Origin of the sequence: Desulfomonile tiedjei (assembly GCA_016212925.1) — a bacterium.
Lineage (GTDB): Bacteria > Desulfobacterota > Desulfomonilia > Desulfomonilales > Desulfomonilaceae > JACRDF01.
In genome coordinates this window covers 195,958-209,531 of record JACRDF010000006.1, presented here as the reverse complement: position 1 = coordinate 209,531, position 13,574 = coordinate 195,958, and the positions used below count along the sequence as shown (strand labels likewise).

Here is a 13,574-nt window from a genome sequence, read left to right as displayed (position 1 = left end):
CTTGCTGTCCTCGTTGTGAAGATTTAATTATGGTAATGTGTTCACCGAATCGAATCGTGACATCGGTCGATCTACCGGAATGATGGTTCAGCTTTGTAATCCAGGACCTGGTTGAGCGTCCGCGGGGGCAATATATATGGTGTCACAAACCGAGGTACCATCCGAGGCTCTCCGGGAAGTCGAGAGCCTGCGGGAAGAGATCAGGCGCCATGACCAATTGTACTATGTTTTGGACAGCCCGGAGATCACGGACCGAGAATATGATCGCCTTTTCAGACGGTTAGAAGAACTGGAGGCCGAATATCCGGGGCTGATAGCACCGGATTCCCCAACGCAGCGCGTGGGCGGACAACCGCTGGAGAAGTTCGGGCAAGTGCAACATGCACTTCCCATGCTTTCACTTTCCAATGTTTTCGACGAAGGGGAACTTCTTGATTTTGACAGCCGAGTGAAGCGAATTCTCGGAGTTTCACGAGAGATTCCATACGTAGTTGAACCAAAGCTCGATGGAGTGGCCGTGGAGTTGGTGTATGAAAACGGGCTCCTGACGGCCGGCTCCACCCGCGGGGACGGTTACACGGGAGAGGATATTACTTCCAACGTTAGGACCATAAAGGCGATTCCGTTGAAGCTCGCGCAAAACGGGGTCTTTTCCCGGGCCGCTCTGATAGATGTCAGGGGCGAGATCTTTATGAATCGCTCGGACTTTGACAAACTCAACAGGGGCCGGGACGAGGCTGGTCTGCCCTCATTCGCGAACCCCCGGAACGCGGCCGCGGGTGCGGTGCGCCAATTGGACCCCAGGATTACGGCCCAGAGGCCGCTAAAGTTTACGGCGCACGGCGTTGGTCGCGTGGAAGGGTCATTCCCCGGGACACAAATGGACCTCCTGATCGGTCTCAAAGGCCTGGGATTGCCAGCTAACCTCGAAAGCACCCAATTGTGCAACAGCATTGAGGAAGCTGTCCGGCATTACCACGCGCTGCAAGAATTGCGAGAGACTCTCCCCTACGAGATCGACGGCGCGGTGGTAAAAGTTAACTCACTGTCAGACCAGGTAGCACTGGGATTGAGGACACGTTCTCCTCGTTGGGCCGTGGCATTCAAATTCGAACCTATTCAAGCGAGAACGAAGATTCTTAGAATCGAAGCAGGCGTCGGTCGCACAGGGGCGCTGACGCCAGTGGCCATCATGGAACCGGTCGGCGTTGGTGGAGTGACCGTGAGTAGGGCTACGCTCCACAACCAGGACGAGATTGATCGGAAGGATATCCGAGAAGGCGACACTGTGATAATCCAAAGGGCCGGCGACGTTATTCCCGAGGTCGTCTCGGTTGTCCAGGAACTGAGGCCGGCAGACAGCCGGCCATACAAGCTGCCTGACAAGTGTCCGGTCTGCGGTTCTCATGCCGTGCGCCTGGAGGGACAGGCCGCGAAGCGCTGCGTGAACGTCTCATGCCCTGCCCGGCTCAAAGAAACCATTCGGCATTTCGCGTCCCGCAACGCCATGGACATAGAAGGTCTCGGGACAAAACTGGTAGATCAATTGGTGGATCGAGAATTAGTTGCGAACCCGGCTGATGTGTACTCGCTCGACAAAGTCACTCTCGCGTCCCTGGAGAGAATGGCCGACAAATCGGCCTCCAATTTGCTGGATGCCATCGAACGGTCCAAGACCGTTCCAGCAGACCGGTTCCTTTTCAGTCTCGGGATTCCGCTCGTCGGGGAACATGTTGCTCGCGTGTTGCTCGAGGCCTTTGGAGATACAGAGACCCTCTCGCACCAGTCTGTGGAAGGCTTACAGAAGGTGCACGGTATTGGGCCCGAAGTGGCTCAGAGCGTCGCGGAGTTCTTCGCAGAGCCAAAGAATATGGAAATGATACAACGGATTCTCAGGGCGGGGGTCCAACCGATTCCTCTCCAGAGGCCGGACAGCGAAGTCGAGACACCCTTTACCGGAAAGACGGTTGTGTTCACCGGCACGATCTCCATGGCTCGATCCGATGCCAAAAAGGTGGTAGAAGACGCTGGGGGGCAGGTTTCAGGCTCGGTCAGCAAGAAGACCGATTTCGTGGTGGCAGGCACAGATCCGGGGTCCAAATTTGACAAGGCCAAGGAGTTGGGGGTCAAGATACTCGATGAGGGGGAATTCCGCGGACTCGCTGGGATTTAGGTTCGACCGTTCTGTGTGAAACATTATATTAAGTGCAGCCAGACTGGGGGTAATGGAAGATCGCCCGGCAATTGTGAGCCAGCGAATGAAGGGAAAGGGAGGCGCACATGGCTACCATACGGCGAAGAGTGGTGATCTCCGGGAGGGTTCAGGGTGTTAATTTCCGGTACTACACCAGATCTATGGCAAGGCAAGTGGGAGCCGGAGGTTGGGTACGAAACCTCTCGGACGGGTCTGTGGAGGCGGTGATAGAAGGCGGGCCGGATGTTGTGGAAGCGGTTATCTCGTGGTGTCGTACGGGACCTCCGGCCGGCAGGGTGGACGATCTAAAAGTTTATGAGGAGCCGCCCACAGGGGAATTCGCGGATTTCGACATCAAATACACCGGAGGCTATTACTGAAGTGGAGCCTGTGAGATCAACGCTTTCTAAATGTGCGAAATTGGTATGTATTATCGTGATGCCGATAATCCTGCAAGGCGGTAACGTCATGGCCTCATCTCAGCCTCTGCTCATAGACTTGCTGATGGGGGAGCCTGTGCCGTTCCAGATGTTTCTGGACGACATCTCCACAGCCAGAGTTGTTTATCTGGGAGAACTCCATACCATTGCGAGGCACCACCGACTCCAGACTCAGGTACTAGAGGCCCTGGCCGACCGGGGCATGCAAATCGCGCTCGGAATGGAGATGTTTTCGCGCGAACAGCAACCCGTATTGGATAAATGGCAGCAAGGAAGCCACAGCGTTGACAATTTGATAGAGGAGTTGGGGAAAGAACGCTGGACCAATTTGAAGGACTATGCCCAGGTGTTAACCTTGGCGCGCGAGCGCAAGATCCCTGTCATCGGTCTGAACGCCCGAGACAGTGTTGTTCGTAAGGTCGCTCGCGAGGGAATCGAAGGGCTGACCGAAAACGAACTGAAGGAACTTCCGCCCGATCTTTCGGAAATTAGCCCTCTGAACGACCGTCTGCTGCGTTTAAGACTGAGAGTACACAAGGCCTTCGAGGCAAAGAGCCTGGATCGAGTCGTTCTGGCTCAAGCGCTTCGGGACGCTACTATGGCAGGGGCCGTCGCGGCGTACCTTGGTAGTCCTGAGGGGAAGGATCGCTTGATGGTGGTGATCGCGGGCAGCGGCCACATCAACTACGGCTTCGGAATTCCGGAAAGGGTGCAAAAGCTCAACGGATTGCCTTACAGAATAATCCTCCCTACCGAAAGCGGCGAATTAGTCCTCTCAGAAGAAGAAAAACGCCAGGCGATGCCTGTTCACATCACGCACGAGGACCTGCGGTTCATTCGAGTACCCATCGCCGATTATCTTCACGTGATTCCATTGAAAGACGATTCCCCCGCATCAGAACCAGCGGAGCTTGCCTCCGCACCGGTTGATGCTCATTAGGGTCACTGCGATTGCCTCGATTTGGAGAGCGACTCAGGATCAGTCTGGGGGCCAGCGGAAGCCGAGTTGAGATATTCGGTCACTTTTCGCGCGACCAGGTCGGCTCCCTTTTCCGTGAAATGGCACAGATCGTAGAAATACTCTTCGGTGCGCGGTATTTGCGAAGCCAGATCGAAGCAGTCCAGGTTTTCTTCCCTACAGACTTTCAGCAACTCGTCGTTATAGATATCAAGTAAGACGCGTATGCTTGCCGCGGACAAAAGGTGTTTTGGCTTGCCGACCCAGTAATAGCCGGCCTCCATGCCTTTCCAGAATTCGGATTCCTCGTATAGGATCGGCTGCGTCAAGAAGATGGTTCGGACGTTCATTGCACGGCCCAGCCGCGCAAGCTCTTTGAGGTTTTGACGGTACTCATCCAATCCCACCAGAAGGGACTTCGGATCCGGAGGAAGCGTCATTGCAGGCGCGGCCAAGGGTTGGGGCTCACGAGTCTGATGGCCGGTGGATTCCACTACATAGGCTCGATCAATAAGCACTTTCTTCCAAGCGTGAATTACCTGCAGCAGGCGGCTTCGGTCGTACAGCCACCTTGTCCATGACACCCGATTGGTGTCCTGCGGATTGCCTTTCTCGAAGAAGCCTTCCTCGATTGAAAGCGCCAGGTCGTTGATTCCCGCAAGAAAGATCACCGCGTCGGGTCTTATTTTAGAAATGATGTCCTTCATAAAAATGATGTGGGCTCTGGTGGTCTGTCCGTCGGTCCCCCCATTTCCGATCCAGACGTTGGGGCACTTCCCCTTGAAGTCCGGGGGGCATTCTTTTCTGAGGTCTTCCTGCAGCAGATAGGGCCAGGTCTTGCGATCATCCAAATAGAAGCAATGCGTGGTGCTCCCGCCGATTGTGACGATCGTATAGTTTTTGTCCCATTCCTCGGGGGGCTCCGGACCTCTGAGCCCCCACGCGTTTGTCGTATGGACCCCGGCCGGAGCGACCCCTCTGATGTTGACTTTCAAGTCCAACCTTAGATTCGGCGTTAGCGGGATCCTGGTGGAAAACACGGTTGGCGGCGAGACTATCCGCAAAACTATCTCAAGCGTTGCCGCGGCAGCGATCACTGCAAATGCAGTGGAAACCAATGCCAAGGCAACATTAGCGAGAAACGCTTTTCGCGAAACAGAGGGCATGAGCAAGGGTCCAGTCACTGTAGACCTGTTCGGAGCGGGGGAGAACGTCGAGTCCGTGCGCAGCTTTAACCGCGGTCGCAGCTAACGGCCGCGGGTTTGACTCAGTTTCTTGGACTCTCGTAATCGTGATCTGTTCGGCCAAATTAACTCAACTGGCCGCCAGAACCGGAAGGAGCTATCCGTGGGCGCAGTTCAGCTACTTCGAGTCAACTCTGCAAGTAGCCTTCCTGGATGAGCAATTTACGGACTTTTGTGCCCATTCCCTTGGGCACTCTCAAGGGGAACCCGGACGGAGACCTCCTGTCCGGTTTGGGAAGAATACCGGTGGAAGGGTCTACGCCGGGGTTCAACTCCCAGATGCTCCGCGCATTTGTACCACACCACTTGGCAACCACATGCAGCGGCAGGTCCTTCAACAGTTTCAATCTGTCCAGATAGTCGAACTCCACAGGCGGCAACAAAGGAACATGGACCCCGTAGAATGCTCTGTGAGTATCGATCATCTTAAGCGCGGCGAGTCGCGGAATGACAACCTCGGAATAACTTGGAAGAGTCATGTCCCAATAGGAGAAGCCCGCAGCTTTGTCCGAAATGGCATCGATTTTGTCGGCTCCGTCGACAAAGGCGCAAATAGCCAGCAACCAGTTGGTTTTTCGGTCCTTGCGTAGTAGTCCCTGAAGGACCGTGGCAGCGATTCTTGTTGAGAGCACGGGATCTCGCCGATCGTCCCAGTCGTTTGTCACTATCCACGGTGCGGAAGATGAATTCTTCTTGTCTTTGAGAGACCCCAGGGCCCACCACCCTACCCCGCCGGTCTTGGTCTTGGCGTTGGGAAGCATGTCGCTGATCAGTGCTGCCAAATATACCAGGTCTGCGGGGGCCCCCTCGTCTTCCAGCACTTTCCGCATCATCGGTCCGTACATGCCCATCCTGTCGAACCACTGCATCATGCTCGCTCGCCTATCCATCAAGAGAAAGTTCACCTGCTCCGCAACGCGCGTTGATACGTCGTGCTTGTCCAAGGGAATTTCCACCCCGGCAAGAGAGAAACCATTCTTCAGGGTTTCAGGGGCAAGGACATAGGCGGCGCGGGTGTAGGCACCGGGCCCTCCGGGCTCGACCGCGGCCACGGGCGACGCGGAGAAAGGGATCGCGAAGCCCGCTGCCAGGATGAGGAAAGATACCATGTGATAAGAATAGAGCCGGACAGCCCTTTTGCACGGCTCATAAAGACAGATAATGGAGGAAACCGGGCGCGTCAATCTTGCTGGAAATTCAGAGAGCGAGGCCTTTTCCGGACCATACGTAGGTGCCATTATTCATAAATCTTGCGTGCAGGCTATAAGAGAAATTGAATAAGGTGCCGCAAAGGAACCGGAGGGTTCAGAGTTCCCCGTTGAGCTTCTCTTTAAGCTCCTTGCCTGTCTTAAAAAAAGGCAAGCGTTTGGTGTTCACTTCAATAAGTTCCCCCGTCTTGGGATTCCTTCCAGTGTAGCCTTCATACTCTTTCACGACGAAAGATCCGAATCCTCGGACCTCGATACGGTCTCCGGCCACCAGCGCGTCAGCCATGGTGTTGAACACCGTATCAACTATTTCTTCAGCCTTACGCATGGGCAGATTTGTTTCTTTGGCTAAAGACTTTACCAGGTCCGACTTGTTCATGGTATCTCCTGTCTGTGATGGGTCTTTTTCTTTCCTATAACACTGGGGCCGAAATGAACGCCGACTAATCGAATGGCAGGGCTCAGCTCGGTAGTTTTGAGGCCAGGGCACGGCCGACCGTCACCCGTGGCCCAAGGAACGATCTGCTGTAGGACGCAATCGCAGCGGTTGCAGACTCAACAACCTGAAAATGCAACGGTTCCAGGCCGCCCTCCAGAGGAATATCCGGCCGCCGACACGAGAATTTATACTCTTAAACGTTCAACCCGGTGATTGTCAAGACAAAATGGAATCCGCAGGTAACCATCCGGTCTTTGGGGGGAGACTGTTTTCTCCGGCAGGTTTTCCGGCCTGACATTATTGGCATTTCAGCACAGGCAACCTGGAAAGCCTTCCGTCTCAAATCTCTGACCGCTTCGGTCCCCCCATCATCTCGAATAATAGCCGTACGGGTTTTGCGCGTTCGGGTAGCCCCCGGACCATCGTCGATCCGTCCCCGAATTCGGTCCCCATTGCTGATACGTCATCCGCGGAGCCTGATCCTGTCCGTAGTCGGAATTGGCCCTAGCGGAATTCTCTCTTTCGCCTTTGTATTGGACGTAGGCCTCATCCAACAAGAGATCCTGCAGATGTTTCAGCAGTCTTTCGCGATCGCGGGAAATGGTGGCCAGAGTAGCCGCGAGACTACTGTTGCGTCTCTGCTGTGGTGTCGATACACACCGTCGAAGGGCCTCGAAAGCGTATTTTTCATCGTTCGCCAGTTTTAGACACTTTGCCTCGGCGGCAGCCAATATTTCACTACGTTGCTTCAGCGCGGATTGAACGATCCGGGCCATTGATCCCGTGTTCTGTCTCCCCAGGGACTCCGTAATCTCAGAAGCCATCGACTGTTCCTTGATTTGCCCATACTGCTCGAGGGCAGCTCGCAAATTAGCCGACGAAACGGACCATCTTTCATGCTCTGTTTCGCAAGGCTCTTCAAGGGCCTCGGCTTTTGGAGGTGCTATGCACCAGGCCATGCCTAAGGCAATTACCAGAAAAAGAATAAACCTGAACTTCATGAGGAATCCCTTTCCTCATCAATGGTGAAAAAAGCAAAAAAATCGCTCGTGTAACTTCTTTCAACGTATCGGTTAAGAGTATCGCTCCTCTGATCCGGTGAAAGCTTGACCTTCTTGGAAACGTCCCCGTTTCCTGAATTGAAATAAAGATTGGCAAGCACGTTGTGAGGATTGGCATCCCCGTGCATCGCTCGCTCGCATCCTGCCAGCACCAGAGCTTTGGCCAGGTCCTTAGTACTGATATGGTGCCCGATGGCAAAGACGAGATTTCCGTCCTTGCGGACCCCGAAAGCGCTTCGTGTGGCAATGAACCAATCCTCGCCCGAGGTGTGGGTGGGTGACCCTCCTCCTCCGCCGTAATAACCCCAATAATACGGATAATATGACGACGATGGTGATGACGCGGATTCGTCCTCGACAAGGAGGAAGCCCATGCCTATTTCCGAATCGGCTCGCTGACCGCCTTTTATGACGGATTCCACCACTTTTCCGTCCTTGACGATGAGGTGTTTGAGCTGTTTGGCGTCACTTATGAGCGAAACGGGGATGCCGTCGTTCCATTCCAGGATGTCCGCAGATCCGTCTTTGTAAACGGCCAGCGTGGCCATTCCCGGGAACAACTTCTTCACCACCGAACCGCGGAAAATCGTACCGGCCTCTCCGGAGTGGCGCTGCTTCCATAGGGCGTTGGTGATAGCCAAAAGGCCGGATTTCTTATCAGATTCGATCGCAGATGTTCCTTTGGATGCACCGGGCTCTGTGGAACCCAGATAGAGTTTCATAGACAGCCGCTTCATATCGAACAGGAGCATGTGCACTATCGCGTTGGCATACTTGGCACTCGGCCGATAACTGGTCTTGTACATCGCGGGAGATCCGTCAGGCAAGGCAGGGAGGCCTCGGCACTCCCAGACCCCTTCTCCAGGCAGATGTGGGGTGACATAAAGCCGAGGGATGTTCTTCAGCTCCAATGGCTCAAAAGATGCCCTGTCATCTTCCCGTGTTTGGTCAATAACCCGCTTCGGAGGAACTGTAGTGGAATGCAAGCCGGTTGCCGAGAAATCCGCAGGCGAACCAACATCGGAAGAGCCCGTACTCGTGTAAGACCGTTCTGAAAGGCTCGTCGCCGATGTATCGCCGCTCTGCGGCCCTCTATTCAGGTAGCCGCCGTATGGGTGGCTTGTTTGTCCTTCGTTATTCAATCGTGACTGATCCGACGAGGCCTGTTCCTTCGGCGGGGACTGCCCAACCTTGCCGCCCCAAAGCAAGGGCTCCCACAGTGGCGGATCGTCGTAGAAGCTGTCCGCCGACGCTATTGTTGAAGCGCCAAGAATGAAAAGGCATAGCAGAAATGATACGATGCGGCCTGTAAAATCGGCTGTTGAGGTCATTTGCCGATCGTGAGGAGTCCGGTCCCTTGAATTCCTCGGCACGGGTTCCACCGGCTTGATCGTCCTTGACCGATCGCGGCCGGAACCAGTACCCCGAGGACAGTCGTCCCTCTTCGTTCCCCAAGTATCCTTGATCGTTGACAATGCTTTACCCATCAGATATTCATACCCAAATTCAATTAAGACGGTCATGCCCCGAGGCATTCCGCAGCCATCATCGCTGCCCCCGTGTCCGGCCGCGTCCGGGGCAGCGCTGAGTCCCTGTGTTCCCGGAGCCAAAACCTGGCAAAGATCTTATCAGCTAGCCCCGTGGTCGTCAAGGCAGGGCCACCTGAGCGCAGAATCGAGTGATTTCGCAAACTAACGGAAAAGGGAATCAGAGACACTCTGGTAGAAAGCGGCTGATGACGGTTTCTCGACGAGAGCGCACTTGAATTATACCTTGCTATTCCGGTAACTCTGGTCTTGATCGTTTCTTACTCACCGGCCCTTGCCGCTACCGGAGCTTCCGGCAGACGCCTTGCAACGTGTAACACACTGAAAGAAACGAAGATATAAGCTAAATGCTCAACGAATCAAAAAGCCTGGGGTTGACCCCTTTTATAACTCGGAAAGACGCCTCGCGGCAGACAGAGGAGATGTCTCGGTGATCTATTTTGCCGATTTGCATATTCATTCTAAATACTCCAGGGCGACATCCCGGGACTGCAATCTGGTTGAGTTGGCCAGGTGGTCCGCTCTAAAGGGCATTCGGGTTTTGGCCACCGGAGACTTCACTCATCCCGAATGGAGACGAGACATCCATGAAATGCTCGAAGAGGCTGAGGACGGCCTGTTTCGCCTCAAGAAGGAGCATGCCCCAAAGGATTCCGCCCTTCCCGGCGGATTTAGTCCCCGTGATGTCAGTTTCATTCTCAATGTGGAAATAAGCTCCATCTACAAGAAGCAAGGAGCGACCAGAAAGGTCCACAATCTGGTGTTTATGCCGGACATGGACGCCATGGAACGTTTCAGCGCAAGGCTTGAACGGATCGGCAACATCAGGTCCGACGGACGGCCCATCTTGGGGCTTGATAGTAGAGATCTTCTCGAGATCGCTTTGGAGACAAGCGCTGATTCTTTTCTCATTCCCGCTCACGTGTGGACGCCGTGGTTCTCCATACTCGGCTCCAAGTCGGGTTTTGATTCGGTGGAGGAGTGCTTTGAAGACCTCGCGTCCCAGATCTTTGCGCTTGAAACAGGCCTGTCGTCAGATCCGGAGATGAACCATCGTGTGGGCCGCCTTGACCCTTACACGCTGGTTTCAAATTCGGACAGCCATTCGCCTTCCCGTTTGGGCCGAGAGGTCAACATAATCGCCGGAGATCCGGGCTATGCGGCCTTGCGCGAAGCCATCAAAGCAGGCGGAATTGGCCGCAAACTTGGAACAGCCCAAGGCGTTCCGGACCTTGCTGCTTACACTGGCCCCCCAGGCTTTATCGGCACGATTGAGTTCTTCCCCGAAGAGGGGAAATACCACCTGGACGGGCACCGGAAATGCTCCACGCGGCTGGACCCGGAAGAAACCGAGAAGATTTCGGGCAAATGCCCTGTTTGCGGCCATCCTGTGACCGTCGGCGTAATGAACCGAGTCAATGAACTCGCGGGTCGAGATCCGGGCACAAAGGCCGAGCGAGCCGCTCCCTTCTGGAAGATGCTGCCGCTTGAGGAAATCCTAGCTCAGGCCCTGGATGTTGGGCCGCAGTCGAAAAAAGTGAAGGCCCTGTACACTGACATCATTGGCCGTCTGGGTCCGGAGTTGCGGATTTTGTGGTCCCTGCCTGTGGAGGAAATATCTCCTCACGTGCCCGAGATAGTAGTAGAGGCCATCAAAAGAGTCAGAAAAGGAGGCGTTTCCATACAGGCAGGCTATGACGGCGAATACGGCACGGTGCAATTGTTCGGACCGGGTGAACGCGACCATTTTGCCGGCCAGAATACCTTTCTCTCCGTTGAGCAACCTAAAAGGAAAGCCGCGCCGAAAAAGCGCGGACCTGCCGGGCCCAAAGCCGGCAAGCTCAAGGGTCCCGACACCGTCGGTCAAAAAGAAAAGGATTTCGGGCTAAATGAGGAGCAGCAAGCCGCTGTGGATATTCTGGATCGGCCGGTGGTGGTTCAGGCCGGTCCAGGAACCGGAAAGACTCGGACTCTGTGCCACAGAATAGCCGGTTTGATACAAAGCGGCACTGCTCAACCCAGCGAAATCACCGCGGTGACCTTTACCCGCAAAGCCGCTCAGGAGGTTCGGGAACGACTCGCCGGGCTGCTATCGGAGGCGCAAGTTGACGATTGTTGGGTAGGCACCTTTCATCAGTTGGGGACGCGAATATTAAATTTGTGCGAAAATCTCGGAGAGTTGGGGCTCAGAGACACAATCCTCGACCGCGACGAGGCCCTGGCTCTATTCAGACATGCCGTGAAGGAGACCGATTCAAAATTGCCCACGGCAAGGATCGCGCGCCTTTTCGATGAAGTGAGCCTTCTAAAACAAAACCTGATGCTTCCTTCGGATTCCTCCGTCCCGCCGGAAACGCGTGCCCCCTACCTGGCCTACGAGAAGCTCTTGCATGAAAAGCGCGCATTCGACTTGGACGATCTGGTGGTGAAACCTGTAACCGCGCTGCGAGAAAATCCGGAGGAAGCCCGGAAGATAAGCGAAATTATAGGGCGGAACCTCTTGGTGGACGAGTTCCAGGACGTCAATAGGGCCCAGTACCACATGGTCACCTTATTGGCCCGCCCGGGTGGCCGCGGCCTTTTTGCAATCGGTGATCCGTGCCAGGCCATCTACGGTTTTCGGGGGTCGGACAGGAAGTTTTTCTTGAGCTTTATTGACGATTATCCTGAAGCGTGCCTTGTTCGGCTTGCCAAGAATTATCGCTCTCAGAAGACTGTTCTGAACGCCGCTCTGGATGTTCTCGATGACCACGCTGGAGAGCTGCCTCTGCTTGCGGAGCAGGAAGGCGAGACACCCGTAAAAATGGTCCGACTGCCGGAACCTTCCAGCGAGGGGGAGTTCATAGCCAGGACCATAGAGAGGCTAATAGGAGGTTCTTCCTTTTTTTCCCTTGATGCCGGCCGTGCAACAGGGCAGGCGCGGGAACTCGGCTTCCGGGATTTTGCAGTGCTCTTTCGTTTGAATGCGATCGGTGACGTGCTGGAAGAGGCTTTCTCGACTTCGGGCATTCCTTACCAGAGAGTCCGAACGGTTAATCCCGAGGAGGAAGCGGAAGCCATCGACCCGCGAGCGGAAGCGGTCACTCTTATGACGATCCACGCGTCTAAAGGTCTGGAGTTTCCTGTGGTGTTTATCGCCGGTTGCGAAGACGGGATAATTCCATGCACGGTCATGGCGGAATCCGAAGGCCACTATTTTGATATGGATGAAGAACGGAGGCTCCTTTATGTCGCCATGACAAGGGCTCGCAAAGAGCTTTTCCTGACACGCGCCTCGCGGAGAATTCTTTATGGCCGGCAGATGGAAAATCCTCTCTGCAGGTTTGTCGAGAATGCTGATCCATCCCTGTACGAATTCATGGAGCCTTTGAAAGGCAAAGGTCGTGGTCGCCGCGGACCCTCACAGTGTGAATTGTTCTAGCGTTTGTCTCAAGTTTTCTTTTCTTTCCGGCTCAAGCACCATATAGTGGTCTTCCGAGAGTCGACTACCTATCTCCTGCCACAAAATGGTCTTGACAGAAACGATATATTAGGATATTCACATATTAATTAATCGGTGGTCGCGGGAGTGTATCTTGTTGATTTGGCGATCGTATACTGGGTGGTTGTTACGAATGGCACTGATTTTCCTCGCCACGCTTGCGGCATGTCCGAACGACCTGGGACTGGCGGCGGAAATCCCAAACAGAAGTGACTTTCGGGTTTTCAAAACTCCCCCGGGAGCCAACGACTTTACCATGGTGACTCCCGACGGAAGCCCCATTAAGTTGTCGGATCTCAAGGGGAGCGTGGTCGTTCTCAATTTTTGGCGACGGGATTGCCATTACTGCGTTATGGAAAAGAAGCATTTGAAAGACATGGTCCAAAAATTGAACAGACCGGACGTGAAAGTTGTCTGTGTCAATTTCTGGGATAATCCTGATGAGGTTCGGAGCTACGGCCGGAAGAACGGTGGCGAACTCCTGGTTGCCGCTCGGTCAGACCGAAAACCCAGTGTGATGGAAAACATGATCCGAGGCCGGCTCATGGGGTATTACGTTCTCAATGAGGCCGGCGAAGCGATTTATGAGGTGAAAGGTTTTCCCTCAAGTTATGTGATAGACAAAGAAGGCCGCGTCGTAGCCACTCATGTGGGCATGGCCGAGTGGTCCGCTCCCACCGTGCGCAACTGGATCACCGGCCTTGTGGGGCAGATTGGGCCGTCGGATCACGCCGCACCGGACCAATACGAACTGCCGTCATGGATTGAAAGGCTTCTAAGCGGATTGCCAAATGGAATCCCGACGCTAGGCTCGAAAAGCGAGCGTCGGGCTCAAGCCGGCCCTGCAAACTGAGTGGGTACCGCCCCGCGGCTGATGCGGAATCGGCGGCCTGAGGAGGAGAATAACGCGATGGAAATATGGGTCATCATAGCGGTAGTGGTGGTTTGGGTGGTAATCAACAAATGGTTGCTGCCCCGTTACGGTGTGAGCACTTGAATGTC

At 54.7% G+C, this 13,574-nt stretch carries 11 protein-coding genes; 6 read left to right on the top strand and 5 right to left on the bottom strand.

Features of this window, described 5'->3' with window-relative positions; all coding sequences use genetic code 11:
- Positions 1-136: 136 nt before the first annotated feature.
- From ligA to HY913_03505, 3 genes are all read left to right on the top strand, one after another.
- Entirely contained in the window at positions 137-2,173 is a 2,037-nt protein-coding gene (ligA, locus tag HY913_03515; protein MBI4962321.1) for an NAD-dependent DNA ligase LigA, read from the top strand.
- A gap of 107 nt (positions 2,174-2,280) precedes the next feature.
- On the top strand, positions 2,281-2,574 hold the full coding sequence (locus HY913_03510) for an acylphosphatase (protein ID MBI4962320.1): 294 nt from the start codon (positions 2,281-2,283) through the stop codon (positions 2,572-2,574).
- Between the two features lie 88 nt (positions 2,575-2,662).
- The gene (locus HY913_03505) at positions 2,663-3,574 is read left to right on the top strand and encodes a ChaN family lipoprotein (GenBank protein ID MBI4962319.1); all 912 of its coding nucleotides are present in this window, start codon (positions 2,663-2,665) and stop codon (positions 3,572-3,574) included.
- Between the two features lie 2 nt (positions 3,575-3,576).
- Here the strand turns inward: HY913_03505 and HY913_03500 are convergent, their stop codons facing one another.
- Positions 3,577-4,587, bottom strand: coding sequence for an SGNH/GDSL hydrolase family protein (locus HY913_03500; protein ID MBI4962318.1), 1,011 nt, complete (start codon positions 4,585-4,587; stop codon positions 3,577-3,579).
- Here HY913_03500 and HY913_03495 point away from each other — a divergent pair.
- Positions 4,574-4,843: a hypothetical protein gene (locus HY913_03495; protein ID MBI4962317.1), complete on the top strand. Its 270-nt coding sequence runs from the start codon at positions 4,574-4,576 to the stop codon at positions 4,841-4,843. The two genes, HY913_03500 and HY913_03495, sit on opposite strands and share 14 nt — an antisense overlap.
- Positions 4,844-4,964: 121 nt before the next feature.
- Here the strand turns inward: HY913_03495 and HY913_03490 are convergent, their stop codons facing one another.
- The 4 genes from HY913_03490 to HY913_03475 all read right to left on the bottom strand — a co-directional run bounded on the left by HY913_03490 (position 4,965) and on the right by HY913_03475 (position 8,833).
- Entirely contained in the window at positions 4,965-6,074 is a 1,110-nt protein-coding gene (locus tag HY913_03490) for a hypothetical protein (protein MBI4962316.1), read from the bottom strand.
- A 67-nt stretch (positions 6,075-6,141) separates the two neighbouring features.
- Entirely contained in the window at positions 6,142-6,423 is a 282-nt protein-coding gene (locus HY913_03485) for an integration host factor subunit beta (GenBank protein MBI4962315.1), read from the bottom strand.
- Between the two features lie 428 nt (positions 6,424-6,851).
- Positions 6,852-7,484, bottom strand: a complete 633-nt coding sequence (locus HY913_03480; protein ID MBI4962314.1) for a hypothetical protein — start codon at positions 7,482-7,484, stop codon at positions 6,852-6,854.
- Positions 7,481-8,833 (bottom strand): hypothetical protein, encoded by a 1,353-nt coding sequence (locus tag HY913_03475; GenBank protein MBI4962313.1) that lies wholly within the window; start codon positions 8,831-8,833, stop codon positions 7,481-7,483. The genes HY913_03480 and HY913_03475 overlap by 4 nt, the downstream gene beginning before the upstream one ends.
- A 688-nt stretch (positions 8,834-9,521) precedes the next feature.
- Between HY913_03475 and HY913_03470 the strand changes: the two genes are divergently transcribed.
- Complete coding sequence (locus tag HY913_03470) at positions 9,522-12,512, top strand: UvrD-helicase domain-containing protein (protein MBI4962312.1); 2,991 nt, start codon at positions 9,522-9,524, stop codon at positions 12,510-12,512.
- A gap of 193 nt (positions 12,513-12,705) precedes the next feature.
- Positions 12,706-13,425, top strand: coding sequence for a TlpA family protein disulfide reductase (locus HY913_03465; GenBank protein MBI4962311.1), 720 nt, complete (start codon positions 12,706-12,708; stop codon positions 13,423-13,425).
- The last annotated feature ends 149 nt before the right edge of the window (positions 13,426-13,574 follow it).